We start from the raw sequence: 23,267 nt of genomic DNA on the forward strand, positions 1-23,267 counted from the left end.
GCGGCCCTGGACCGTGCCGGCGCGGGTGGTGAGAATTCTCAGCGCGCGCTCCGGCTCTCGCCGCAGGAACGCGCGAAGGAAGTCGGCTTGGTCGAGCATGGCCGCAAAGTGGCCGATCGCCTCGGTGATGAGCGCGGACCCCTTACCGTCGGAGGCCTGGACCGCACCGAGGAGTGTCGGCTCTGCCAGCGACCACAAGATCTCCCCGAGTAGGTCATCGCGGCCGCCGACCCAGCGAAACAGGGTTGCGCGGTTGACGCCGAGCTCGGCGGCCAGCTCCTGCATCTCGATGCGGCGACCGGCGATGAACCATCGCCGGGCGACCCGGAATGCGTCCAACGCGTCGGGCTTGCGTTCTTCCGCCAACATGCGGGACAGCGGCGTTTCGCCGATCGTGCACCTCCAGTGGCGTCAGGGACCTCCGGACGCATGCAACACACTATCAAGCGTTGCACGTCGTCGCGCGGACGAGCAGCGATTCAACGCTCGCAACTAAGTTGTGCCGCCTCAATGTTTCTGTGCAGAAATGGATTAAAGCAAGCCATGAACAGACGTTTGTTGCACTGCCCGTGTGACGAAGGTCCTATCCGTCGCCTATATGCAACATATTCATATCTGTTGCATACTGCTGTAGAGCGGGCGTAGACCCCGATCGGACCATCACAAAAGGAGTCTTGCCGTGCCCGTTCTTGATCGCTTTCGAATCGATGACCGCGTTGCCGTCGTCACCGGTGCGTCCAGTGGGCTGGGAGTCGCGTTCGCGCAGGCGCTGGCCGAGGCCGGCGCCAATGTGGCGCTCGGTGCTCGTCGCGTCGACCGCCTGCAGGACACGCGCGCACTGGTCGAGGCCGCCGGCGGAAAAGCTGTCGCGGTTCAGACCGATGTGACCGACCCGGGCGACTGCCACGCGCTGGTGCGCGCCGCGATGGACGAATTCGGGCGGGTGGACATCCTTGTCAACAACGCGGGGGTCGGAACGGCGGTGCCGGCCACCCGCGAAACCCCCGAACAGTTCCGATCGGTCATCGACCTCAATCTCAACGGCTGCTACTGGATGGCGCAGGAATGCGGCCGCGTAATGCGGCCGGGCAGCTCGATCATCAACGTCAGCAGCGTGCTGGGCTTGACCACCGCTGGTCTCCCCCAGGCCGCCTACGCCTCATCCAAGGCGGGACTGATCGGCCTGACCCGAGACCTTGCCCAGCAATGGACCGCGCGCAAGGGTATTCGCGTGAACGCGATCGCGCCCGGCTACTTCGCATCTGAGATGACGGACCAGTTCGAGGCCGAGTACTTCGACTCCGCGATCCTGCCTCGCACGCTATGTCAACGCCTGGGTGAACCCGAAGAACTCAGCGCCGCACTCTTATTCCTCGCCAGCGACGCGAGCAGCTACATCACCGGAATAACGCTGCCCGTCGAAGGCGGAATGCTGACCACCTAAGGAGCCATTCGTGAAGCAACTCAGCGGCCTGGACACGACGTTTCTGTACATGGAAACGCCGACAACCTTCGGGCACGTCACAGGCCTGATGATTTTCGAGCGGCCCAGCGCAGACTATGACCCGTTCGCGGCCGTCCACGCCAAATACGCCTCCATGATCGGTGAGCTCGAACCGCTGCGCCGCCGCCTCGTCGAAGTGCCGTTGGGACTTGACCGTCCGTACTGGGTCGCTGACGCCAACTTCGATATCGACTTTCACATCAGGGAGATCCATCTCGCGAAGCCGGGCATGGTTGATCAACTGGCCGAACAGGTTTCCCGGATCGTCGGGCGCCCCATGGATCGGAGCCGTCCACTGTGGGAGGTTTACGTCATCGACGGCCTGCACAGTGGACGCTGGGCACTACTCACCAAATATCATCACGCCACCATTGACGGCGCCGCCGGGCAGCTCATGCTGCAGATCCTCACCGATCTCAACCCCGACGCCCTGCCACCGGGCGACAGTCCCCCTTGGGACGCCGAGCCTCTCCCAAGCACCGTGGAACTGTTGCGGCGCACGGCGGTCCAATTGGCTCGAAATCCCTTCAAGGCCTTGCGAGTCCAAGCGCGGCTCGTTGGTAAAGTCGCCGACACCGCGGGTGTCAACAGCGTCAGCGGTGCGGCCAGGCAGGCCGGGGCGGCGGTCAAGGTCGTCGCCCGATTGGGCCGCGCCGACGGACCGCGCATCTCCCTGCCGACAACGCAGGCGCCGCCCACCCCGTGGAACGGGTCGATCACCAGTCACCGCCGATTCGCGATGCGCACAACGTCTTTGGAGAATGTGAAGGCGCTCAAGAACGCCACCGGAGGCACGGTGAATGACATCGTGATGGCAATCTGCGCGGGCGGGCTTCGCCAGTACCTGCTGTCTCATGACGCCCTGCCTGATCGTCCGCTACGGGCCATGGTGCCGGTGTCGACCCGCACCGGCACCGAGGACGACCCTTGGACCAACCGTGTCTCTGGTCTGGTCGCCGAACTACCCACCGACTGTGCCGACCCACTGGAACGCATTGTCCGATGCAGTGAGGCGATGCGAAAAGCCAAGCGCACGCTCGACATGGTGCCGGCCGACGAGCTCGTCGACCTGACCCAGTTCTCCACTCCGGTGTTGGCGACCTCGGCAGTGCGACTCGCGTCGCGGCTTCGGCTGGCTGACCGCTTCGCACAACCGTTCAACCTGGTGATTTCCAATGTGCCGGGGCCGCGCCAACCGCTGTATTTCGCGGGCGCGAAGCTGTGCCATCAGTTCCCCGTTTCGATCGTCACCGACGGACAGGGACTCAACATCACGGTGGTGAGTTACCTCGACCGGCTCGACTTCGGTTTCATCGTCGACCGCGACCTGGTCCCCGATGTGTGGGATCTCGCCGACATGCACATCGACGAGATCGGCCGTTTGTTCGAAGCCAGCGGAGCCCAATGGGCGCAGCACCCCCAGCCGCCTCACCCTCGACGCAGGAACATCAGGCCCGACGAACCCGACGTCATCTGCTGAACAGAAGTATCCAGCAAAGTGCCGCTAGTTCCCCGGCAGGCAGGTTTAAGCTCAAACGATGGCCACCGAGGCCAACGCGCTGGGTGCATACCTGCGCGCGCGGCGCCAGCAGGTACGGCCCGAGGATGTCGGGCTGATTCCCGGCGCGCGCCGACGCGTCGCGGGTTTGCGCCGCGAAGAGCTGGCAATGCTCGCGGGCATCAGCGCCGAGTACTACCTGCGACTGGAGGTGGGACGCGACCCACCCCGGTATTCGATTCGCCCAAAGCACTCGAGGAACTGCGGTCACGGGAGGCGATCGAATGGTGACGGTGAAAGCCAACTCACTAGGTGATTACCTGCGCGCACGGCGCCAGCAGATACGGCCCGAAGACGTCGGGCTGATCCCCGGCGCGCGCCGACGCGTCGCGGGTTTGCGCCGCGAAGAGCTGGCAATGCTCGCCGGCATCAGCGCCGAGTACTACCTACGACTGGAAGTAGGCCGCGACAAGAACCCGTCGCAGCAGGTTATCGACTCGCTCGCGCAGGCCTTGCGGTTGGACCCGCTGTCGAGACAACATCTGCAATACCTGGCCGCGCCAACCGGATCGGATCTCTGCCATGTGGAAGCAGCAGCGGCCTACGCCTTCCCCGAGGTGATCGATCAGTTCTCGTTGCCAGCCGCGCTGGCCAATAGGTACCTGGAAGTCATGGCAGCCAATCCGATGGCACGGGCTCTGTCGCCGGAGTTCACTCCGGGACAGAACTTCCTGCGCTGGCGGTTGTTAGACGCCGCCGCCCGCAAGCTTTACGTTGACTGGGACGACGCGACCGCTAGTGCGGTCGCCGGGTTGCGCGACCTCGGTGGCCGGTGGCCGGACGATCCAGAGATGCGGGCGCTGGTAGCCGAACTATCCTCCGCCAGTGAACGTTTCCGCGAACTTTGGGCACGCGCGGATGTGGGCTACCGCCTGGGAATCCATCATTACTGTCACCCGGTAGTCGGCGAGCTGTATCTGCACCGGAGCCGGCTCAACGCGCCATATCCCGGCGGGGAGCACGTGGTGATGTATCGCGCCATACCCGGCAGCGATTCGGCCAAGGCGCTCGAGAAACTGCGCTCCCTGACGTCCAACGCTCCGTCAGCTGAGGAGACGCATTGACGGCGTCGAAAACCAATGCCCTGGGCGATTTCCTGCGGGCACGGCGCCAACTGGTGCGGCCCGAGGATGTCGGGCTGGTCCCCGGAATGCGCCGACGCGTAGAGGGTTTGCGCCGCGAGGAGTTGGCGATGGTGGCGGGCATCAGTGCCGAGTATTACCTCCGACTGGAAGTCGGACGCGACACCAAACCGTCCCCGCAGGTTGTTGAGGCGCTCGCGCGGGCTCTGCAACTGGACATCAAGGCAACGAGGTACCTGCACCAACTGGCTAACCCGACCATCAGCCACTGGGATCGCTCCGTTTTGGACGCGGTGGTCGAAGGACTGGATCAGCTGATCGACGAGTTGCCGTTCCCCGCAATCGTGGCTAGTAGATACCAAGACGTCCTGGCCGCGAATCCGATCGCCCAAGCGCTGTCACCGGGATTTGTTCCGGGACAGAACTTCTTGCGCTGGCGCCTCTTAGATCCTGCGGCCCGGGAGCTCTACGTCGATTGGGATGAGGCGACCAATGCCGCGGTAAGTGGTCTACGGGAACTTGCCGGCAGCTATCCGGATGATCCTCGAATGCAGACCCTGATCGCTGAATTGTCCTCCAAGAGCCCGCGTTTCCGTGAGCTTTGGGCCCGTGCGAACGTGGGTTACTCGTTGGGAGTCATGCGGCTGCACCATCCATTAGTCGGCGAGTTGTACCTGTGCCGGAACCAGCTCAACGTGCCGCACGTTCCGCATGCGCTGGGGCAGCATCTGCTCATGTATCGGGCCGAACCTGGCAGCGAATCCGCCCAAGCGCTCGAGCAGTTGCGGCGCCTGGCGGCTGGGTCTACCAGTGCTCTACCTGCCGGGGATGGGCGTTGACCGCTTACCTGTAAAGAAGGCGATAGCAGTCAACATCGTTACAAATCAGCGCATTTGGTACATGCGTAAGACGCAGAACCGGCCTAGGCTCCGCTGCACGCTCGCATCCATCCATCCATCCATTCCGCTTTGCCGCGAAAGTATTACGCTGCACGGGCGTCGAGTACGACGCGGAAGCGTGCCCGGCCGGACATCATACGTTCGTAGGCCTTCGGCGCGTCGGCAAGCGGCATCACTTCGTTCATGGAGCGAATCCCACGGCGGCACGCCAACAACAGGTTGTCTTCGTTCTCGATAGAGCTGCCCGTTAGCGCGCCGGTAACCGATCGCGTGCTCAAGACAAGGTCAGCGGTCTGAGCTTCGATGGGGTCTGAACCTACGCCGACGACCATCATCCGGCCGCCCGGCGCCAGCCCTGCGATCAGCGGCGACATCGAGGCGCCGCTCGCTGCCGTCGCGATGATCGCTACCGCGCCGCCGAGTTCGCGCAGCGCAGCAGCGGGATCCGCGGCATTGCTGTCGATGTAGTGGTGGGCCCCGAGTTCCGTTGAGAGCGCGGCTTTATCGCCACCGCGAGCGATGGCCGCGACTCGGTAGCCAAGCGTGGCGGCGTACTGAATGCCCAGATGCCCGAGTCCTCCGATCCCTTGGACGGCGATCAATGCACCGGGGCGTGCGGCAGCCCGCAGCAGGGCGCTGTAGACGGTCAGACCGGCACACAGCAACGGCGCGGTGTCGAGCGGGTCCATCTCGGCGGGGATCCGAACAAGACCACTGGCGCGTGCGTAAGCCACCTCGGCATATCCCCCATCGACGGTGGTGCCCGTCTGTTGTTGATTTGCGCAGTTGACGAATGCACCGCGACGGCACGGCTCGCACTCGGAACAGTGGCCGTTGAGGAAGCCGACACCAACCCGGTCGCCCTCCTGCCAGGCGGTCACGCCGGGACCGACGGCTTCGACAAATCCCACCATTTCGTGGCCCGGCACAACAGGTTTCGACGGATCGGGTCGCAATCCTTCGACCGCAAGCGAGTCAGAGTGGCAGACGCCGCACGCGTGCACCCGCAACCGCGCCTCGCCCGCTGATGGTTCCCTGCGCTCCCGCTCCACTTGGCGGAATCGTCGTTCGCCGGAGACTTCGTATGCACGGTATGTAGACATTTTCGCCTTCCCGGTTCGATTGCTCACCCAGCGCCGATTACGTTGCCGCCAGGCTGGATCGACTTGGAATCCGCTGCGGCCACCAGAACCAGGGGCCCAGGATCCGGGCGAGCGGCATCACCAGGAACAGGCGCACGACCATCATGTCGAAAATCAATCCGACGCAGATCGTCGAGCCCGACTGACCGATGTTGATCACGTCGCTGGAAAGTAGTGCAAGCATGGTGCCCGCAAGCACAAAGGCCGCCGTGACGACCACGTTTCCGGAGCCGGCCATCGCCCGGATCAGCCCGGTCTTGATGCCCGCGCCGAGTTCCTCCCGGTAACGAGAAAGCAGCAGCAGGTTGTAGTCACACCCCACCCCGACAAGCACGATGAATGAAATCGGGATGGTCAGCCAGTGCAGTTTGATGCCCAGCAGCGTCTCCCAGATCAAGGTCGACAATCCCAGGCTTCCGGCGAAAGACAGGATCACGGTGATGAGCACGAGGATTGAGCCGACGAGCGCTCTCGTGATGACCAAGACGATCAGGAACACCAGTCCAAACGTCGCGAGCATCATGATCACCAGATCGTTGTAGGAGAAGTCCTGAATGTCCCGATAGTTCGACGAGGCGCCCGCGACGTAGAGCTTCGCGTTTGACAGCGGCGTGCCCTTGAGGGAATCCTGTGCGGCGGTAGCCACGTTTTGTATCTGTTTGATGCCCACCGGGCTCATGGCCTCACCGTCGTGGTACACGATGATGCGGGAGCCCTTTCCATCGGGCGTCATGAAGAAGTCGAGGCCTACCTTGAAGTCGGGGGTGTTGAGGGCGTCAGGCGGCAGGAAAAAGAAGTCATCGTTCTTCGCATTGTCAAAGGACTGCGCCAAGTCGACCAACGGATGGATGAAGACATCCAACTGCGGGATGAGCGAGTGCAGGGTGCTTTGCAGCGTCAGGGTCAACGATTGAATCGTTTCCAGGTTCGTAGCAATGGCGTGGGTCTGGGTTCCGATCTGGGGTGTGACGGTGTCGATGATGGCGAGGCCTCGCACCTCGTTTCCGAACTCGTCGGTGATCTTGTCGACGCTGTCGACCGACTCGACGAGTGACCGAATCGCCCAACATATTGGGATGTCAAAGCAGTGTTTCTCCCAGTAGAGGTAGGTACGCATGGGCCTGAAGATGTCGTCGTAATCGGCAAGGTGGTCGCGGGCCTCCTCGCTGAGAGCTTTTAGCTGCTCTGCGGATTGGCGCGAGATGTGGGTGCCGACGGTCAACTGGTTGGTTATCTCCTCCAGTCGCTTGGTGGACTGGATGACGCTGCCCGTTTTGGCGGCGAGCGTGTCGATGTCGGCGATGCGATCGCGGAGAAAGCCGATGTTCTCACCGATCTTCGTCCCCAGCGAGCCCAGTGCATAAGGGAGAGAAGCGTGTTCGATGGCTCGGCCGTTGGGTCTCGTAATGCCTTGCACCATAGCGATACCCGGGACGCGGAAAATGCTTTTGGTAATCCGGTCCAACGAGATCATGTCGGTGGTGTTGCGCATGTCGTGATCCGCCTGCACGTAGAGCACGTCGGTGGACAGCTGACTCTTCGGAAAGTGCCTGTCGGCGGCGGCGTAACCCTTGCTGGACTCGACGCTGGCGGGCGCGAAATCCCGGTCGTTGTAACTCACCTTGTATGCGGCGAGATTCATTATGGCCAAAGGGATTATAAGAGCCGCCACCGCGATGATCGCGGCCGGCCAGCGGGCGATAGCGGTGCCCATTCGCCGCCACATTCGGCTCGTCGGCCTTGGCGTGTCCAAGTATCTGATCTTGCTGCCGAGCGTGAGCAGAGCGGGCCCGAGGGTCAGCGCTGCGGCGACGGCGACGACCATCGCCACGAAACACGGCGGCCCCAGGGTGCGGAAGTAATTCAGCTTGGTCAGGCTCAGACACAGTGTCGCCCCGGAGATTGCTAGACCCGAACCCATGATGACGTGCTGTGTGTTGGCCACCGCCGTGTAGTAGGCGGCTTCTTTGCCTAACCCCGATCGGCGCGCTTCGTGATATCGACCCATGTAAAAGATGCCGTAGTCGGTGCTGACGCCGAGCACCAAAGCCACAACCATGTTCGTGGCGAATGACGAGATGCCGAGCACATGAAGCCCGACCAGGAATGACACCACGCCGCGTGCCGTCGCCAGTCCGATCAGCACGCCGAAAAGTGGTATCACGGCGCGCGTCGGCGAGCGATAGGCGATGAGCAGCATCACGATGATCAGGACGATCGTCACAAGCGTCAGCGTGGTCAGGCTCTCGTCGGCGGCGTGCAGGGTATCGGTGGCGAGTGGCGACGGCCCGCTGACGTACACATCCAGGCCGCTCGGTTTCGGAACCTTCGCCACAATGTCGCGAATCGCGTTGATCGAGTGATTCGAGGCGGCGTCGCCCAGATCTCCGGTGGGTCGAACGGTGAGCGTCGCGGCCTTGGCGTCGGCGCTCTGCTGCCCCGACATCGTCACCGGCTTGCCCCACAAATTCAGCAGTGACTGCACATGCTGCTTGTCTTGCAGTAGTCGCCGCACTAGCTCGTCGTAGTACCGGTGGTCCTGCTCGCCGAGCGTTCGGCCGTGGGTTTCCAGCAGAATGACGGCGGCACTTGTGAAGTCGGATTCATGGAAGGCCTGGCCTTCGACGATCGCCGCCTGCGACGACGGCGCTTCCCGCGGGACCTCGGCTTCCGCATTCGCCGCCGTGTTCTTCTCGATGGATGGCACGAACACATTCGTCACGACGGCGGCCAACACCCAGAACACGAGAATCGGAATTGCAAGGGTACGAAGCAATCTCGCTACACGAGGCGGCCTCACCTGGCCGGTGTGTATCGGCTGTGTTTGCGGCTCAGCGGTATTCATGCCGCCGTCACCGTGCACGCCACTGCGGCGCTCTCATGAGCGACCGCGTGCTCATCGCGGACCTCGCCGTTGACTCGGATCCGGCAGCCCACCGAACTGCCGTCCACCTGCGCCACGAGGCTCAGGCTGGCGGAAGACGCCATCGTCGTTTCCGAATGCGACCACGGCAACGAGGCCAGCGTGACCTCGATCGGCTCGCTGTTGAGATTCGCGTAAACGACTTTTCCGCCATTGCCGAGAGATCCAAACACCTCGTAGGTGACGTTTTTGGGGTTGATCTGCACGACCGTTGGGGGAATGGATGGCGGCGCGGGTGGATTGCTGATCGCCTCAGACGAGCGTCGAACCATGTTCACGCCGTACACGACAACCGCGGCCACCACCAGGATCGCCGCCGGCAGCCATAGCTTGCTGAAGATACTGCCAGTGCTTCGCCGCTTACGGCGCTTCGCGTCCACAGCCAATACCCTCCGACCTGGTATGACCTGCCGACGAGGTGCAGCGCAAAGCTGGCCCCGTGGCCCAGCTCCGTTGCTGTTACCCGGTCGGTGTGTTTGCAGAGCTTACATCGTTTTCGTTTTCCGGATAGTCAAATTTTCGAACAACCCGGGTGTCTTAAGCCTGTCCCCGCCAGTACCTGGGATCAACGCGGCATATCCACTCGATCCGTTCCCCGCGGATGGTGAATGCACGGCCCGAGCGACGGGCTTTCGGAACACCACAGAAGAGGGAGGACGCCATGCCCGTCACAATGACCTCGCCGGCGTCGCCCCAGGCGTACCTGGAGATAGGCCTGCGGCCAGTCACGGCCACCACCGTTCACTTCAGTCGCCGGCATCGTCGCATCATTGCGACCGGCTCGGGCCTCAGTGGGCTCACCGCAACAAAGGCGATGAAGCATTCCCAATTCGACATCTCCGACGCTTTGGTGTTTTTGAGTCGCTTCGCCGCGCAGGGTAGTTCACATCTCACCAGTCAAACGTGGTTCCACGTCATCCCGGCGACCGCGGCAGCTTCGACCGTTTTTGGCGTGCTCGTCACGCTGTGCGTCGCTATCGGCAGAGAGCGACGTGTGCGCCGTGGTGAACACCTGGACCAACATCAAAACTTCACCGCAGCACAGTATTTCAATTGCGATGGACGGTTACCCGCTTCTCATCGGACACAGAAAGTTGGTGCTGATCATGTTATTCACCGCGTTGCGTGATATGCAGTGGCGGAAATGGCGTTTCGTGATCGCGATCGTGGTCACGGGCCTCGTATTCGCGATGACGCTTGTCCTTACCGGACTCGCAAACGGCTTCCGGGTGGAGGACGAGCGCACGGTCGATTCTCTTGGCGTCGACATGTTCTTGATCAAATCCGGTGCGACGGGCCCATTCCTGGGCTCCGCGCCGTTCCCAGAAGCAGAACTGCAGGCGATCGCCAAAGCCCCGGGTGTTGTGGCCGCGGCTCCGCTCGCGTACAAGGGTGCGACATTCAAAAACAATGACTCCACGCATCCGGGAGCCATGTTCGGCGCACCCGCCGGGGGTCCGGGTATGCCGGCTATGTCCGAGGGCAGGGCGCCGTCGCGCCCCGACGAGGTCGCGGTGTCGAGCACGATCGGACGGAAGGTCGGCGAAGAGCTCGAAGTAGGTTCGCGCAGAATGCTGATCGTCGGCGTCGTTGACAATTCCACCGCCCTGGCGAAGACGCCCAACCTCTTCGTGACGACCGAAGGCGTACAACAACTGGAGTTCGGCGGCCAGCATCTCATCTCGTCGATCGGCATTCGGGGCACTTTGACGCAGGTCCCCGACGGTTACCGGATCGTCAAACGAAACGTTGCGGTCGACGACCTGATGCGGCCGACCAGAATTGCGGTCCAGGCCATCAGGATCGTCGCCATCCTCCTATGGATCGTTGCGGGGTTGATCGTGGGCGGTGTCGTCTACCTGTCCGCGCTGGAGCGAATGCGTGACTTCGCGGTCTTCAAGGCGATCGGTGTTGCGACGCGATCGGTTCTGGCCAGCCTGGTACTGCAGGCTATCGTCGTCGCCGTCCTTGCCGCGGCCTTCGGTGCGGGACTGGCACGGCTGCTCGCACCTCTGTTCCCAATGAACGTCATTGAGCCCGTTTCGGCCTATCCGCTTCTGGCGGTCATCGCGGTCGGGGTTGGTCTCTTGGCGAGTGCCACGGCAGTACAGCGGGCTGCCGCCGTTGATCCCGCAATCGCATTTGGAGGTCCGTAAATCATGAACGGTGTACGCATTGACAACCTCGTCGTCGAATACCCCAGTGGCGGCAACGCCATTCGGCCAATCGACGGCCTGGACCTCGAGCTCGAAGCCGGCTCGTTGACCGTCCTGCTCGGCCCTAGCGGGTGCGGGAAAACAACATTGCTGTCCTGCCTCGGCGGACTGCTGACACCCACGTCCGGTCGGATCACCGTCGGGGACGTAGACGTGACCGCGCTAAGCCGCCGCGCTATGACGCACTACCGGCGCCACAACGTCGGCATCGTGTTCCAGGCGTTCAATCTCGTACCGAGCCTGACGGCGCTCGAGAACGTTCTCGTACCGTTGCGCGCGGCCGGAGTCTCGCGCATCGCCGCGCGCGAACGCGCCGAGGAGCTGCTGACTCGAGTCGGGTTGCAGGACAGGATGAATCATCGCCCCGGCGACCTCAGCGGGGGCCAGCAACAACGCGTTGCCGTGGCGCGCGCGATTGCCCTCGACGCGCCGCTGATCCTGGCCGACGAACCCACAGCACATCTGGACTACCTCCAGGTCGAGGAGATGCTTCGGTTGATCCGCGAGCTCGCAAGCGGCGACCGCATGGTGGTCGTGGCCACCCACGACTCCCGGTTACTGCCGCTGGCAGACCGCGTAGTCGAGCTGGCACCGAAGACCACCCTGGTCAACCGCGCGCACGAAACCATCCAATTGAGCGCCGGGACGGTCCTGTTCAACGAGGGCGCGCTGGCCGACCTGATTTACCTTGTCACGGAAGGCGAGCTCGAAATCTTTCGGCAGCGAGCGGGCGGCGGTCAGGAAGTGGTCCGAGTCGCCAAGGCGGGCGACCACTTCGGCGAAATAGGCCCGCTGTTCGGGCTGCCACGCTCCGCCACGGTGCGCGCACGCAGCAACGCGGCGGTGATCGGCTACAGCGTTCCGGCGTTTCGGCAACACCTCGGCGCCGCAGCTGCGCACGGCCACGTCGAGGGGCGCGAGCCGGCCATGGACTAGACCCGTCGGAATCGGGCCCGACAACCCTTCCGCGGTGGCAGCATCAGAGCCGACGCTACGCACACAGCGCGGGATCTGGTTCCGACCGAAGGAGTGTCATCATGCAAACGATGCGTTCTGTCGTCGCCGGCACGGTAGGCGAACCCTCCGACGTCCTGCAGATAGAGACACGCCCGGTTCCGGAACCCGGCCCCGGCCAGGTCCGGATCCGCGTGATAGCCGTTCCCGTCCATGCCAGCGATCTGCACACGATCCGCGGCAGATACGGATTCGTCCCGGAATTCCCTACGGTGCCCGGAATAGAGTCCGTCGGCGTGATCGACGAAGTCGGAAGCGACACACGCGGTTTGACTGTCGGACAACGCGTGATCACGATCGGCGTCAAGGGCACCTGGCAGGAGTATGTCGTCGCGGATGCCGGGCAGGTCTTGCCCGTACCCACCGGCATGACCAACTCCACGGCCGCCCAGGTTCTCGCGAATCCGCTCACCGCCGTGATCTTGACCGGTGAGGTACTCGATGTTCAACAGGGTGAATGGCTCCTGCAGACCGCTGCCGGTTCCACCGTTGGCCAGTCGGTCATTCAATTAGGAGCTCACGTCGGCTTCAAGACCCTCAACGTGGTCCGCCGTCGATCCGCTGTCGAGGAGATCCTGGCAGTGGGAGGCACCGCGGTGATCTGCACGGAAGATGAGGACCTACGCGAGCGGGTGGCCGAGATAACCGGCGACGAGGGCGTGTCCAAGGCGATCGACTGTGTCAGCGGTCAGGTAGGTGCGGACGTGTCGCGTTCGCTGGCACCGCACGGCGAGTTGGTCGTCTACGGCGCGCTGTCCACCCACCGCCAAACCGACCCCGACAAACTCACCATCCCTATCTTCGCGCGCTCGCTGATCTACGAGACAAAGACCGTTCGCGGGTTCTGGCTGTTCCGCTGGTTCACCGAGAGCCCGAAAGATCGGATGGCCGCGGCGATTGACCGGACGGTTCACCTCGCCGACAGCGGCGCTTTGCGCGTGCCGGAGGGCCAGCCGATGTCTCTCGAAAAGCTCAGCGAAGCGGTCTATCTGGCCGAAGCTCCCGAACACGGCGGGAAACCGCTGCTGGTTTTCAATACCTAGCCCGAGCCGACTACTTCACCCGAACGGTTCCGCGGTTATCTTCAGCCAGGCTCTGAATTCCATTAGCTCACGGCGCTTTTGCGCTCTTCGTGCGCGAATGCTGTCGATTATCGTTGCAAGTCTGCCATTGGCTTCGCGTCGTAACGGTTCGTCAATCGCCCGGGACGGCGTGGGGGTCATCGCGACGCCATCGCGTACCCGAAGACTCAGAAACGCCAGCGGCACCATTGCCATTGTCTCGTAGGCTGCGTTCAGCATCGTTGACCCTTTCTCTGCAGACGCAGTGAGCTGCTTACGCAGAACCTGCCGCGCTCCGGGTCTCGATCGCCTTGACACTGTTCGAGAACGCTTTGCGTAGAGAACCTTTGGCGACGCTTCCCAGCAAGGCCGACAGCACCCGTCCCTTGAAGTTCTTGCCCTCGCGAATGATGACGACGTCCACGTCGGTGGTTCCGTCAGGCTGCTGCGTGATGGTGTAGGTGTAGCCCGACGCTCCGCCGAATACGTTGGAATCGGTAGTCGTGAGGATGACGCGATGGGAGTCAGACCAGTCGTAGCTCAGCCTTTCCCAGACCCCGCCCGACCCTTCGGTGACGTCGGCTTCATGAGAGCCCTTGCTGTGCACCACCAGGTACGAATCGGCGCTGTTCTTGAAGACCTTCGATCGGCCCGGTCCGAAGTCGGTGAGTCCCGCAATGAATTGCTCGGGGGTCGACGTCGTCACCGAGTGAAAGTGGATAACGGACATGAGCTTTCCTCTCTTATAAAAGTTTTCGTGCGATGTCGCTACCGTGAGCGCGTCCCACGTCTTTGAAATTCCGGCGAACGGGTGAGCAGCCGATCCCGGTTGATACGTGGTACTCGCAGGGACACCCTGGGAGGCGCTGATCCCTTCGAAGACGAGCACTCACGGCCTATGATCGAGCGATGTCCCCCGAGGCTGATGCAGGTCTGCTCGACGCCGTGCTCGACGCGCACGGCGGGCTGGACCACTGGCGCCAATTCAGCTCGATGGAGGCGACCATCGTCAGCGGCGGCAAGCTCTGGGAGATCAAGGGTCAACCGCAAGATCCCACGCCTCGGCGAATGGCCGTTGCGCTGCAACGGGAATGGGCTTCGGTGCATCCGTTCGGTGCAGCCGACCAAAGAACCGACTTCACGCCGCAGCGCGTCGCCATCGAAAAACTCGACGGTCGCGTAGTCGCCGAACGAAGCGACCCGCGAGAATCCTTTGCCGGTCATGACTTGACGACACCCTGGGATCCCTTGCAGCGCGCCTACTTCAACGGCTACGCACTATGGACGTATTTGACCACTCCGTTTTTCATGACGCTGCCCGGATTCTCTGTCGCCGAAATAAATCCGATCGAGGACCAAAGCGAGCGCTGGTTTGGACTGCAGGTGCGTTTTCCGGACCAGTTCCCAAGCCACAGCGTCCTGCAGGAGTTCTACTTCGGCAGCGATTTCCTACTGCGCCGCCACGACTACCGTGTCGATGTCGCGGGCCGATTCGTTGCGATTCAATACGTCTACGACATCGTTGAGGCCGACGGAATCAAACTGCCGTCCAAGCGCCGGGCTTACCGCTGCGATGAGCGCGGCCGGCTGCTGCCCGACGAACTCATGGTGTCCATCGATGTCAGCGACATTCGCCTGAGCTGAGTTCTGCCGCGTCGCCAGCCGGGCCCTGAGACTGTCCCTGCCAGTACAGGTATTAACGCGGTATTCCCACGTCGTTCGCAGTGCGCCGATTGTTGACGTAGGCCCGACCGAATGGCGAATCAACTCTCAGCCACCAAGCCGACAGCCTGAACCGAATTAGCAGTAAGGAGAGAACGATGTTAAGCGCAATGTATGGAGTACTAGCAACAGTGCCCCTGACGTTCGGAATCGCAGGCTACACGCTGGTATCGCGCCACTGAGCGCCGTGCGGCTTCACTACTCGACGTCCGAAGACGTTGACTAACTTGATGATTAGAGAGAAGGACCAATCATGACCCCTCCTGTGGTGACGGCGTCGAATTCGACACCGATCTTTGCAATAGGGCAGTTCTCCGCCTACGGCCCATCACATTTGACGGTGCTGGCGATCTTCGCGATCGGGTCCGCTGCGCTGATCTGGCTCGGACGCCACCAAACCGAATCGCAGGCTCGGCTCTTCGGCCGCGTTCTGGGGGCGGTAACCCTGGCGTTATTCAGCGCGGCTCTGTTGTACAAACTGGTCCAGCCCTCGATTGCGCACTCGGTGCCGCTGCAACTGTGCGACGTCGCTGAGCTCACCGCTGCCTACGCGTTGTGGTCGCAGCGCAAGTGGGCCGCCACGCTCGGCTATTACTGGGGCCTCCCCCTGAGCTCGCAGGCTTTGATCACACCGGATCTCAGCGCACCGGACTTCCCCGGCCATAGCTTCCTCACCTTTTTCGCGTTGCATCTGCTTGTCGTATGGGCCGCTATCTACCTGACATGGGGACGCGGGATACACCCGGACTGGCGCAGCTACCGCTTCGCGGTCGTCACGACGCTGTTGTGGGGCGCGTTCACCTTCGTCTTCAACAGGATCGCCGGAACCGACTATGGCTTCCTCAACGGGAAACCCCTCAACCCGTCGATGCTCGACTTCCTGGGACCTTGGCCGTACTACGTACTTGAAGAGGTCGTCATTGTCGGCGTGGTCTGGGCACTTATGACCGCACCCTGGGTGCGTAGGCGGCAGCTCGGACCTAACCGGGCCGCAGACAACCTAATCACCGCGGCCTGACCTTCAGAAGAGAGGGATCGATATGCGCGCCATCCAGATTGAACAGTTCGGCGACCCCACACAGGTGATCCGCGTCGTCGACGTCGAGGAGCCGCCGGCGCCGGGCCCGCATGAGGTTCTGGTGAGCGTTGAGTTCTCGCCGTTGAACAAACACGACCTACTGGTTGTCCTCGGCGCGCTAGCGCAACCACCCCTGCCCCACATACCCGGCGCAGAGGGGGTCGCGCGCGTACTTGCCACCGGCTCGGCGGTCGAGGGACTTCAGGTCGGCGATCTGGTCGTGCTGCCCCTGTATTCCGGCGCGTGGCGTGAGCGGCTCGTCGTACCAGCCGACGGCCTGTTCGCACTTCCCGCCGGCGGCGACATCGAGCAGTACTCGATGTTGGGCAGCAACCCCCCGACAGCAGGATTGATGCTCAGTGAATGCGCCCGTCTGCAACCCGGTGATTGGGTGGTTCAGAACGCCGCGAATTCCGGTGTGGGGCGGTCGTTGATCGCGCTCGCAAAACTTCGTGGACTGAAGACGATCAACCTGGTCCGTGACGACGCAACATTTGCCGAGCTCAAGGCAGCCGGGGCCGATGTGGTGCATCTCGATAACGACGATGCGGTCGGCGATGTTCGAGCAGCCATCGGCGACGCGCGAGTGGCGCTGGCGGTGGACTCGGTGGGGGGTCCAGGCGTGGGGCGGCTGCTTGGTCTGCTGTCCGATGGTGGATTGTTGGTCAGCTATTCCTGGGCCCGGGACGAACCAATGTGGGTCGACACCCCGACATTGGTCGCTAAGCACATCACCGTCCGCGGCTTCTTTGTCGGCGACTTCGACTACCGCGAGAAGGTGGTGCCTGTCATCCGTGAGGTGGCACCGCTGGTGGCTGACGGCTCCCTCGCTGTGCCCGTTGCGGCCGTGTACCCGCTCGAGCAGATCGAGGACGCGGTGCAGCATCTCCTCCGTGGCGGCAAGGTCCTGCTGAAAGTGACGGAAATGAAGACTCACTTGTCGCCGAGCCCGGCAATGAAATTGGCGACCGATCGAGGCTGACGTTGCAGAATAGCCTGCAGCACAAGTGAATTGCCACCGTGAAAACCGACTTGGTCGTAGTCGGCGAACATCGTGGCCAGGTCCGCGGGCCCCGAGGGCGCATCATCCATGTCCTCGGCAACCAGTGAACGTCCCGCGACGCGGCTCATCATCTCGGCGATTTCGATCCGGTCGACCATGCCGCCCGCGGCCAGCTCAAAGGTCCCGCGGGACAGGCGCGGATCTGTGAATGCTGTCGCGGCGACCTCCGCCACATCACGGTAGTCGACGTAGGTCATTTTCGAGTGCTTGGACCACGGCGCCGTCACGGTCCCGGATTCGAGGGCATCTCTATAGGCAGCCTCGAGCGCCTGCACGTACATCGCCGGCTGCAGGATCGTGAAGTCCAGGTCGGAGGCGTAGAGCGCCTCCTCGATCGGTCGCGTTCCCGCGTGATTGGGCAGGCTAAGCGATGGATGGTAGACGCCGTTGTAGACCAGCTTGCCGATGCTCGCGTCGGCGGCGGCGTTGACGACGTTGAGCCCCATCGTCGTGGCCTCCGGATGAAACGCGGGGGTGATCAGGAAGACCCCGTCCACACCGTGAAGCGCGTCGGCGATCCCGTCTGTGTCGGCCAGATCCACCTCGATCGTTTCGGTCGCACCTGCCCTGCGGGCCTCGTCGGCCTTGGCCTGGTCGTGAACGACGCCGCGGACGTCGACGCCCTGCGCTACCAGAGCGGTGACGACGTGGTGGGCGTACTGCCCTGTCGCCCCGGTCGCCAGTACTTTCATTCGCGGCTCCGTCCGTCGAAATTCTGTCCCGGACCTACCCACAATCGCGCAAGCTGAAAACTCTGCAAATGTGCACGGCAATGTCAGTGGGCCCCAATAGCATCGACGACGTGCCGCTTAGAGAGGTGTTCGCAGTATTCGCCATGGCAGCGGTGACGTGGTCCGGCTGCGTGGTCTTCCCCACGTCACCGCTGCCGCGCGCCCACGCCGTGGACGCGGACTATCAATTGATCCAGGAACCGGACGCCGGTTACGGCCCGATCGTCGGACTCATCGCCGGGGCGGCGCGCTCGGTGCGTATGACCATGTACGAACTCACCGATCCCGCCGCGGTCAACGCGCTCATCGACGATCACAACCGAGGTGTTGACACAAAGGTCATCCTCGACGCCGCATTCCACGGCCGTAAGACCAATGCCGACACGTTCCAGCAACTCAGCGACGCCGGCGTCGAGGTGAAGTGGGCTCCCAACGGCGTGATCTACCACCAGAAAACGATCACGGTCGACGACGCCACCGCGGCGGTTGGCACCGGTAACCTCACGCCGCAGTACTACTCCACCAGCCGCGACGCCTGGGTGCTCGATCGCAACCAGGCCGATGTCGCGGCCATCGCCGCCACGTTCGACACCGACTTCACCACTCCCCCTTCCGGGCGTGCGCCCGACGCCACTCCCGCGCCCGATCTCATCTGGTCGCCGCAGGCCCGAGGCAGCTTCCTGCAACACATCGACCAGGCCGTCACCAGCGTCGATGTCACCAGCGAGGAACTCAAAGACCGCGCGGTGCTCAGCGCGCTGGACAAGGCCGCGCGCCGCGGTGTGCAGTGCCGGATCGTCCTCACCGAAAACCCCGCGTGGGCCAAAGGGGTGGCCGAGGTGTCCGCCGCCGGCTGCTCGGTGCACCAGTTTCCGGACACCAAAACCGGGCTCTACATGCACGAGAAGATTCTGCTCACCGACAACGCCAATCTGATCATCGGCAGCCAAAACCTCAGCACGACAAGCCTGTTGGAAAACCGCGAATTGTCCCTCGCACTGGATAATGGCACCGCGCCTGGCCTCGTTGCGGCGGTGGAAGCCACCTTCGACGCCGACTATGCCGCCGCGCCCGCGCAGTAGCGGCGCGCCGGCATCAAAACAACCTGCCCGCGGCCGCCGGCGCCGGTTCTTCCAGTTCCAGCAGGAATCGTTTGCGCTTCAGGCCGCCCGCGTAACCGGTCAGCGCGCCGCCCTTCCCGACGACCCGGTGGCACGGCACGACGATGCTGAGCGGGTTGCGTCCCACTGTTTGGCCTATCTCGTACGCGGTGGCGCCGTCGGCCACCGCGGCGGCCAGCTCGCCGTAGGTTCTCGTCTGGCCGTAGCCGATGTCGCCCACTAGATTCCAGACGCGAACCTGGCGAGGCTCGCCCCGCAAAGCGATCGGGAGATCAAACTCGGTGCGCACTCCCGCCAGATATTCGTCCAGCTGGTCACGAACGTTGCCGAACAGCTCGTCGCCGGCGGGGTCCACGTACTGCCCCAGAACGTCGGCTGTCGGCGGGTGCCAGTGATGCCGGAAGTACACACCCGTCAGGTCGTCACCATCGGCGACCAGGGTCAGCTCGCCCAGCGGGCTCTCGATCACGGTGTGTCGTGCAGTCATCATTCGACCTCCTTTACGCCGTAGACGGTGCACGGCACAGAAACGTGAGATCGACCCCGAAAAGCTGCGTTCTCACATTTGATGACGCATGGACGTCTACTCGTTGGGATGCTTTACCTGTTTGGGAGGAACTAGAGCCGCGGTGACCGTCGACCAGATAGTGAAACCTCCATTTGAGGCGGTTGTGACACAGCACGGCGCGACGGTGCTGCGGGTCGTTCGAGCTGTGGTCGGGCACACCGATGCCGACGACGCCTGGTCGGAAACGTTTCTGGCCGCAATGAAGGCATATCCGCGGTTGCCGGCCGACGCCAATGTCGAGGCGTGGTTGGTCACCATCGCGCACCGCAAGGCCATCGACATCACCCGCGCGACGGCGCGGCGAGCGCTCCCGGTTGCCGACACCCCCGACTCCCCCGCCGACGACCGAGCCGACAGCCACGACCTCGACTTGAATGCGGCGGTGGGGGCGCTGCCGCCCAAACAGCGCCAGGCCGTGGCCTACCACTATCTGGCCGGCCTGCCCTACGCCGAGATCGCGATCATCCTCGACAGCAGCGTCGCCGCGGCCCGGCGCGCCGCCGCCGACGGCATCGCCACGCTGCGCCGCACCTATCCCCGTCTCGATACCGCAAGGAGCAAAACATGACCGCGCACAGCCTCACCCCCCTGTACCCCGTCGATCCGGATCACCTACGGCGCCTGCACGCTCGTCTGGAGACGGACGCCCAGGCAAACGATCTGCTCGACATCGCCTATCGCACAGTGGATTCCGCCATCGGATCACTCTTGCTCGCCGCCACGCCGCGCGGACTGATTCGGCTGGCGTTCGCCAACGAGGGTCACGACAGCGTGCTGCTGACGCTCTCTGAGCGTGTCAGCCCCCGGATGCTCGAGGCGCCCGCGCGGCTGGATCCCATCGTGCGGCAGCTTGACGAGTACTTCGCCGGCCGTCGGCAACAGTTCGACGTCACGCTGGATTGGTCGCTGTCACAAGGCTTTCGGCGCACGGTGCTGGAACACCTCAACACCGACGTCGCCTTTGGGACCACGGCCAGCTATGCAACGCTCGCGCGACTGGCAGGCTCTCCCAAGGCGGTGCGCGCGGTCGGAACCGCATGCGCGACCAACCCGACGCCCATCGTCGTGCCGTGCCATCGCGTGATCCGGTCCGACGGCGGCGTCGGCTCCTACCGCGGCGGGCCCGTCGCCAAGCGTGCACTGCTTGACCTGGAGCGGGCGGGATGACGCCGCAGCCGCCCGCGCGCAACCGCGTCTCACCGCTCGGCGAGGTCGTGGCGGTGTCGGGCCGCGGCGCGTGGATGGGCAATCGCGGGCGTCTGCACCGGGGCCGCGGAACTCGCGATGTCGTGCGCAACCATCAGCACACGACGTGGATCACGTGCGTGCTGTCATTCCGCGGTCGGCGGGTGGCTCAGTGGGAGCTCAACCGCTACACGCCGCTGTTCTTCCTCGACGAGGCCGTGGCACTGGCCGCCGGGCACCGACCATGCGCCGAGTGCCGCAATAAAGCCTACCGCAGTTACCGGGCGCTGTGGGTTGAAACTCATGGTGGCGCAGCGGTTTACGCGAAGGACATGGATGCCCAACTGCACCGCGAGCGTACCGGCGCGACCGGCGATTTTGCCGAGTGGGACGGCCTGCCCGACGGAGTGTTCGTCGCCACCGAGTCCGGGCCTGCCGTTGTCGTCGGCGACCATGTGGCGGTCTGGGATCGGGAAACCAACAGCTACTCTCACACGCTGCCACGGCCTCGTACCGGGGCGACGACGGTGCTCACCCCGCCGTCAAATATCGAGATAATCCGCGCGGGCTATCCGGTGCAGATCGATGCCTCTGCCTTAGGCGACGCGGCCACGGCTACCGGCGCCGGCCAACGAGGTTGAGTCAGAGTCCGGACGCCCTCGGTGCATTGGTGAACCGGCGACTTCGATCGCCTGGGTGCGGGCCAGTGCGACCGTAGCAGCCACCATCGCGAAGACCGCGATCACGAGGATCAGCGCCGCCGAGCTCCCCACTGCCAGATGTTCGCCGAGCACGACGACACCTAAAAGGACCGCGACGATCGGCTCCCCCACCAACATGATCGGCACCGAGGCCTGCAGTGAACCGGCGTGAAACGCGGAGTTCTGGACCACCGTCACGGTCACCGCGAGTGCGACCAGCACATAGGGGGCGGGAACGGTCATGAGCGCGTGCCATCCGCCGATGGAATAGCGGTGCGTGCAGATCTTGGTCACGACGGCGATCATGCCGAGCAGGATCGCCACCGCCACCCCCAACAGCATTGCGCGGGTGCGTCCGATGGCGCGGTGAGCGGCGACAACGCAGACGATCACCGACGGTACCGTGATCGCCAGCGCCAGCGTCCACGCGGGTACCGGAGGCCGGTTGTGGCCTTCTCGGGGCTGGCCGACGAGCACGAAAACCGCGAGCGCGGCCGTCAGGAGCGTCGCCCATCCCCACTGCGCCCAGGTGATTCGTTCGCCGCAAATCCTCGCACTCAGCGGCAACGCGAACAGCAGCGACGAGACCAACAAGGGTTGGACCAGCAGCAATGATCCGTGAGCCAGCGCCAAAGCCTGGAATACGTATCCAGCGATGGCGGCAAGCGTCCCCGCCCACCACAGCGGCTGTCGGACCAGGGACGTCACCATCGCAGACGACATGGCCTCGTCACCCGGAACGTCCTGCGTCGCTCTTTGCCGGACGACGATGCCGACCGCGGCCCAGAATGCGGCAAGCAAACCCGAAAAGATTGCGGTTGCGTGCGCTGTCACCCACCCCATGGCTTCGTGGATACCCGACATCGCGGTTCAGCTAACTTCGCGCTCAGCCGAGCGTTTCCCAGAACCGGGTCAGCGCCGCCGCCCCTCTGACCGGGTCCTGGACCATCCACCAGTGCCCCAGCCCGTCGAGCACTTCGGTGTGCGCTCCGGCCCGCTCAGCCGCTCGACGACGCATTTCGTCCGAGCCGACGTAGTCGTCCTCGGTGGCCAGGATCGAGAGGCCGGGTCGAGCCGCCGCGTCTCCGAGAGCGCGGCCGGCTTCGGCCATCAGCGGCTGGCACGCCGACCGGTACAGCCGCAGGATGGCCCGACCCATCTCCGGACCCTGCGCCGCTGCGAGCGAGGTCGCCATGTCGATGGGCATCCCGCCGACCTCGGCCATCCGAGCCGCGCGATCTTCGAGCGTCCCGCCCAGCATCGTGTCGACCAGCTGCTCGCCGTCTTCGGGTGTCTGCCACACCTGCGCCAGGTCGTGCCAGACGTAGTCCGGGTCGAAGCATCCGAGGATGTCGCTGGCCCAGCTGCGTACCAGCTCCGGTCGATGCATCACCACGTTCAGGACATGACCGCCGCCCCAATCATGGCCGACGAGATCGACCGGCTCACCCACGTTCTCCAACTCACCCTCGAGCCAGTCGCGGTACGCCAGGTAGGTGGCCGGGAAGTCGTCGGGCAGCGGTGCTCCGAAGCCCGGCGGTGACAACCGCATCACGTCCTCGCGACCGAGCGCATCGACCAGCGGATCCCAAATGGCGGCAGTCTCCGGATTGCCATGCACCAGAACGACAGTCATGGTGGCTCCTTCAGTCACAGGATGGCGTGACGAAGCTACTCACGCCGCCGCAGCTTGACTCTG

The 23,267-nt window shown here is 63.6% G+C and carries 24 protein-coding genes and 2 pseudogenes; 16 read left to right on the plus strand and 10 right to left on the minus strand.

What is annotated here, in order from left to right:
* A partial coding sequence (locus JOZ00_RS09990) for a QsdR family transcriptional regulator (protein WP_293343238.1) occupies nucleotides 1-369 on the minus strand: 369 nt, incomplete at its 3' end.
* A gap of 310 nt (nucleotides 370-679) precedes the next feature.
* Here JOZ00_RS09990 and JOZ00_RS09995 point away from each other — a divergent pair.
* The 5 genes and pseudogenes from JOZ00_RS09995 (at nucleotide 680) to JOZ00_RS10015 (ending at nucleotide 4,983) form a co-directional block, all read left to right on the plus strand.
* Nucleotides 680-1,444, plus strand: a complete 765-nt coding sequence (locus JOZ00_RS09995) for an SDR family oxidoreductase (RefSeq protein ID WP_293343241.1) — start codon at nucleotides 680-682, stop codon at nucleotides 1,442-1,444.
* Between the two features lie 10 nt (nucleotides 1,445-1,454).
* Complete coding sequence (locus JOZ00_RS10000) at nucleotides 1,455-2,984, plus strand: wax ester/triacylglycerol synthase family O-acyltransferase (protein WP_293343244.1); 1,530 nt, start codon at nucleotides 1,455-1,457, stop codon at nucleotides 2,982-2,984.
* A 58-nt stretch (nucleotides 2,985-3,042) separates the two neighbouring features.
* Nucleotides 3,043-3,225 (plus strand): annotated as a pseudogene (locus JOZ00_RS10005) (XRE family transcriptional regulator); the annotation flags it as partial.
* Between the two features lie 61 nt (nucleotides 3,226-3,286).
* Nucleotides 3,287-4,126: a helix-turn-helix transcriptional regulator gene (locus JOZ00_RS10010; protein WP_293343247.1), complete on the plus strand. Its 840-nt coding sequence runs from the start codon at nucleotides 3,287-3,289 to the stop codon at nucleotides 4,124-4,126.
* The gene (locus tag JOZ00_RS10015; protein WP_293343250.1) at nucleotides 4,123-4,983 is read left to right on the plus strand and encodes a helix-turn-helix transcriptional regulator; all 861 of its coding nucleotides are present in this window, start codon (nucleotides 4,123-4,125) and stop codon (nucleotides 4,981-4,983) included. Before JOZ00_RS10010 ends, JOZ00_RS10015 begins: the two co-directional genes overlap by 4 nt.
* Nucleotides 4,984-5,126: 143 nt before the next feature.
* On the opposite strand, the gene JOZ00_RS10020 is transcribed toward JOZ00_RS10015, so the two are convergent.
* The 3 genes and pseudogenes from JOZ00_RS10020 to JOZ00_RS10030 all read right to left on the minus strand — a co-directional run bounded on the left by JOZ00_RS10020 (nucleotide 5,127) and on the right by JOZ00_RS10030 (nucleotide 9,431).
* A complete protein-coding gene (locus JOZ00_RS10020; RefSeq protein ID WP_293343253.1) occupies nucleotides 5,127-6,095 on the minus strand; it encodes an alcohol dehydrogenase catalytic domain-containing protein in 969 nt (322 codons plus the stop codon).
* An 88-nt stretch (nucleotides 6,096-6,183) separates the two neighbouring features.
* A pseudogene (locus tag JOZ00_RS10025) lies at nucleotides 6,184-8,967 on the minus strand (RND family transporter); the annotation flags it as partial.
* 59 nt (nucleotides 8,968-9,026) lie between these two features.
* Nucleotides 9,027-9,431: an MmpS family transport accessory protein gene (locus JOZ00_RS10030; protein ID WP_293343299.1), complete on the minus strand. Its 405-nt coding sequence runs from the start codon at nucleotides 9,429-9,431 to the stop codon at nucleotides 9,027-9,029.
* Nucleotides 9,432-9,769: 338 nt separating this feature from the next.
* Here JOZ00_RS10030 and JOZ00_RS10035 point away from each other — a divergent pair, with 338 nt between their 5' ends.
* From JOZ00_RS10035 to JOZ00_RS10050, 4 genes are all read left to right on the plus strand, one after another.
* A complete protein-coding gene (locus JOZ00_RS10035; RefSeq protein WP_293343256.1) occupies nucleotides 9,770-10,237 on the plus strand; it encodes a hypothetical protein in 468 nt (155 codons plus the stop codon).
* Nucleotides 10,215-11,264: an ABC transporter permease gene (locus JOZ00_RS10040; RefSeq protein ID WP_293343259.1), complete on the plus strand. Its 1,050-nt coding sequence runs from the start codon at nucleotides 10,215-10,217 to the stop codon at nucleotides 11,262-11,264. The genes JOZ00_RS10035 and JOZ00_RS10040 overlap by 23 nt, the downstream gene beginning before the upstream one ends.
* A gap of 3 nt (nucleotides 11,265-11,267) precedes the next feature.
* The gene (locus JOZ00_RS10045; protein ID WP_293343261.1) at nucleotides 11,268-12,260 is read left to right on the plus strand and encodes an ATP-binding cassette domain-containing protein; all 993 of its coding nucleotides are present in this window, start codon (nucleotides 11,268-11,270) and stop codon (nucleotides 12,258-12,260) included.
* A gap of 110 nt (nucleotides 12,261-12,370) precedes the next feature.
* The gene (locus JOZ00_RS10050) at nucleotides 12,371-13,381 is read left to right on the plus strand and encodes a zinc-dependent alcohol dehydrogenase family protein (protein WP_293343264.1); all 1,011 of its coding nucleotides are present in this window, start codon (nucleotides 12,371-12,373) and stop codon (nucleotides 13,379-13,381) included.
* 15 nt (nucleotides 13,382-13,396) lie between these two features.
* Here JOZ00_RS10050 and JOZ00_RS10055 read toward each other — a convergent pair whose 3' ends face one another.
* Entirely contained in the window at nucleotides 13,397-13,639 is a 243-nt protein-coding gene (locus tag JOZ00_RS10055; protein ID WP_293343266.1) for a hypothetical protein, read from the minus strand.
* 34 nt (nucleotides 13,640-13,673) lie between these two features.
* Nucleotides 13,674-14,129: a hypothetical protein gene (locus tag JOZ00_RS10060; RefSeq protein ID WP_293343268.1), complete on the minus strand. Its 456-nt coding sequence runs from the start codon at nucleotides 14,127-14,129 to the stop codon at nucleotides 13,674-13,676.
* 179 nt (nucleotides 14,130-14,308) lie between these two features.
* Between JOZ00_RS10060 and JOZ00_RS10065 the strand changes: the two genes are divergently transcribed.
* From JOZ00_RS10065 to JOZ00_RS10075, 3 genes are all read left to right on the plus strand, one after another.
* On the plus strand, nucleotides 14,309-15,043 hold the full coding sequence (locus tag JOZ00_RS10065) for a hypothetical protein (protein ID WP_293343271.1): 735 nt from the start codon (nucleotides 14,309-14,311) through the stop codon (nucleotides 15,041-15,043).
* 331 nt (nucleotides 15,044-15,374) lie between these two features.
* Nucleotides 15,375-16,139: a TIGR02206 family membrane protein gene (locus JOZ00_RS10070; RefSeq protein ID WP_293343274.1), complete on the plus strand. Its 765-nt coding sequence runs from the start codon at nucleotides 15,375-15,377 to the stop codon at nucleotides 16,137-16,139.
* A 22-nt stretch (nucleotides 16,140-16,161) separates the two neighbouring features.
* Nucleotides 16,162-17,181, plus strand: a complete 1,020-nt coding sequence (locus tag JOZ00_RS10075; RefSeq protein ID WP_293343277.1) for a zinc-dependent alcohol dehydrogenase family protein — start codon at nucleotides 16,162-16,164, stop codon at nucleotides 17,179-17,181.
* Here the strand turns inward: JOZ00_RS10075 and JOZ00_RS10080 are convergent.
* Complete coding sequence (locus tag JOZ00_RS10080; protein ID WP_293343280.1) at nucleotides 17,133-17,954, minus strand: NmrA family NAD(P)-binding protein; 822 nt, start codon at nucleotides 17,952-17,954, stop codon at nucleotides 17,133-17,135. The two genes, JOZ00_RS10075 and JOZ00_RS10080, sit on opposite strands and share 49 nt — an antisense overlap.
* Nucleotides 17,955-18,064: 110 nt before the next feature.
* Between JOZ00_RS10080 and JOZ00_RS10085 the strand changes: the two genes are divergently transcribed.
* Nucleotides 18,065-19,075, plus strand: coding sequence for a phospholipase D-like domain-containing protein (locus JOZ00_RS10085; RefSeq protein ID WP_293343283.1), 1,011 nt, complete (start codon nucleotides 18,065-18,067; stop codon nucleotides 19,073-19,075).
* A gap of 13 nt (nucleotides 19,076-19,088) precedes the next feature.
* On the opposite strand, the gene JOZ00_RS10090 is transcribed toward JOZ00_RS10085, so the two are convergent.
* Entirely contained in the window at nucleotides 19,089-19,601 is a 513-nt protein-coding gene (locus JOZ00_RS10090) for a methylated-DNA--[protein]-cysteine S-methyltransferase (protein ID WP_293343286.1), read from the minus strand.
* A gap of 157 nt (nucleotides 19,602-19,758) precedes the next feature.
* Between JOZ00_RS10090 and JOZ00_RS10095 the strand changes: the two genes are divergently transcribed.
* The 3 genes from JOZ00_RS10095 to JOZ00_RS10105 are packed head-to-tail and all read left to right on the plus strand — an operon-like array spanning nucleotide 19,759 to nucleotide 21,508.
* The gene (locus tag JOZ00_RS10095; RefSeq protein ID WP_293343301.1) at nucleotides 19,759-20,250 is read left to right on the plus strand and encodes an RNA polymerase sigma factor; all 492 of its coding nucleotides are present in this window, start codon (nucleotides 19,759-19,761) and stop codon (nucleotides 20,248-20,250) included.
* A complete protein-coding gene (locus JOZ00_RS10100; RefSeq protein ID WP_293343289.1) occupies nucleotides 20,247-20,849 on the plus strand; it encodes a methylated-DNA--[protein]-cysteine S-methyltransferase in 603 nt (200 codons plus the stop codon). Before JOZ00_RS10095 ends, JOZ00_RS10100 begins: the two co-directional genes overlap by 4 nt.
* Nucleotides 20,846-21,508, plus strand: coding sequence for a hypothetical protein (locus JOZ00_RS10105; protein WP_293343292.1), 663 nt, complete (start codon nucleotides 20,846-20,848; stop codon nucleotides 21,506-21,508). Before JOZ00_RS10100 ends, JOZ00_RS10105 begins: the two co-directional genes overlap by 4 nt.
* Here the strand turns inward: JOZ00_RS10105 and JOZ00_RS10110 are convergent.
* Together JOZ00_RS10110 and JOZ00_RS10115 are read right to left on the minus strand one after the other, a co-directional pair.
* On the minus strand, nucleotides 21,464-22,411 hold the full coding sequence (locus JOZ00_RS10110) for a DMT family transporter (protein ID WP_293343295.1): 948 nt from the start codon (nucleotides 22,409-22,411) through the stop codon (nucleotides 21,464-21,466). The genes JOZ00_RS10105 and JOZ00_RS10110 overlap by 45 nt on opposite strands.
* A 43-nt stretch (nucleotides 22,412-22,454) precedes the next feature.
* Complete coding sequence (locus JOZ00_RS10115; RefSeq protein WP_293343298.1) at nucleotides 22,455-23,204, minus strand: alpha/beta hydrolase; 750 nt, start codon at nucleotides 23,202-23,204, stop codon at nucleotides 22,455-22,457.
* Nucleotides 23,205-23,267: the final 63 nt, after the last annotated feature.

Source organism: Mycobacterium sp., from assembly GCF_019243155.1.
Classification (GTDB): Bacteria; Actinomycetota; Actinomycetes; order Mycobacteriales; family Mycobacteriaceae; genus Mycobacterium.

What these genes read in the sequence shown, in the direction of transcription:
- JOZ00_RS10115 (WP_293343298.1), bottom strand. Translation starts at nt 23,204, where the DNA reads ATGACTGTCGTTCTGGTGCATGGCAATCCGGAGACTGCCGCCATTTGG.
- JOZ00_RS10070 (WP_293343274.1), top strand. Translation starts at nt 15,375, where the DNA reads ATGACCCCTCCTGTGGTGACGGCGTCGAATTCGACACCGATCTTTGCA.
- JOZ00_RS10100 (WP_293343289.1), top strand. Translation starts at nt 20,247, where the DNA reads ATGACCGCGCACAGCCTCACCCCCCTGTACCCCGTCGATCCGGATCAC.
- JOZ00_RS10090 (WP_293343286.1), bottom strand. Translation starts at nt 19,601, where the DNA reads ATGACTGCACGACACACCGTGATCGAGAGCCCGCTGGGCGAGCTGACC.
- JOZ00_RS10045 (WP_293343261.1), top strand. Translation starts at nt 11,268, where the DNA reads ATGAACGGTGTACGCATTGACAACCTCGTCGTCGAATACCCCAGTGGC.
- JOZ00_RS10110 (WP_293343295.1), bottom strand. Translation starts at nt 22,411, where the DNA reads ATGGGGTGGGTGACAGCGCACGCAACCGCAATCTTTTCGGGTTTGCTT.
- JOZ00_RS10065 (WP_293343271.1), top strand. Translation starts at nt 14,309, where the DNA reads ATGTCCCCCGAGGCTGATGCAGGTCTGCTCGACGCCGTGCTCGACGCG.
- JOZ00_RS10060 (WP_293343268.1), bottom strand. Translation starts at nt 14,129, where the DNA reads ATGTCCGTTATCCACTTTCACTCGGTGACGACGTCGACCCCCGAGCAA.
- JOZ00_RS10035 (WP_293343256.1), top strand. Translation starts at nt 9,770, where the DNA reads ATGCCCGTCACAATGACCTCGCCGGCGTCGCCCCAGGCGTACCTGGAG.
- JOZ00_RS10040 (WP_293343259.1), top strand. Translation starts at nt 10,215, where the DNA reads ATGTTATTCACCGCGTTGCGTGATATGCAGTGGCGGAAATGGCGTTTC.
- JOZ00_RS10105 (WP_293343292.1), top strand. Translation starts at nt 20,846, where the DNA reads ATGACGCCGCAGCCGCCCGCGCGCAACCGCGTCTCACCGCTCGGCGAG.
- JOZ00_RS10010 (WP_293343247.1), top strand. Translation starts at nt 3,287, where the DNA reads ATGGTGACGGTGAAAGCCAACTCACTAGGTGATTACCTGCGCGCACGG.
- JOZ00_RS10080 (WP_293343280.1), bottom strand. Translation starts at nt 17,954, where the DNA reads ATGAAAGTACTGGCGACCGGGGCGACAGGGCAGTACGCCCACCACGTC.
- JOZ00_RS10050 (WP_293343264.1), top strand. Translation starts at nt 12,371, where the DNA reads ATGCGTTCTGTCGTCGCCGGCACGGTAGGCGAACCCTCCGACGTCCTG.
- JOZ00_RS10075 (WP_293343277.1), top strand. Translation starts at nt 16,162, where the DNA reads ATGCGCGCCATCCAGATTGAACAGTTCGGCGACCCCACACAGGTGATC.
- JOZ00_RS10055 (WP_293343266.1), bottom strand. Translation starts at nt 13,639, where the DNA reads ATGCTGAACGCAGCCTACGAGACAATGGCAATGGTGCCGCTGGCGTTT.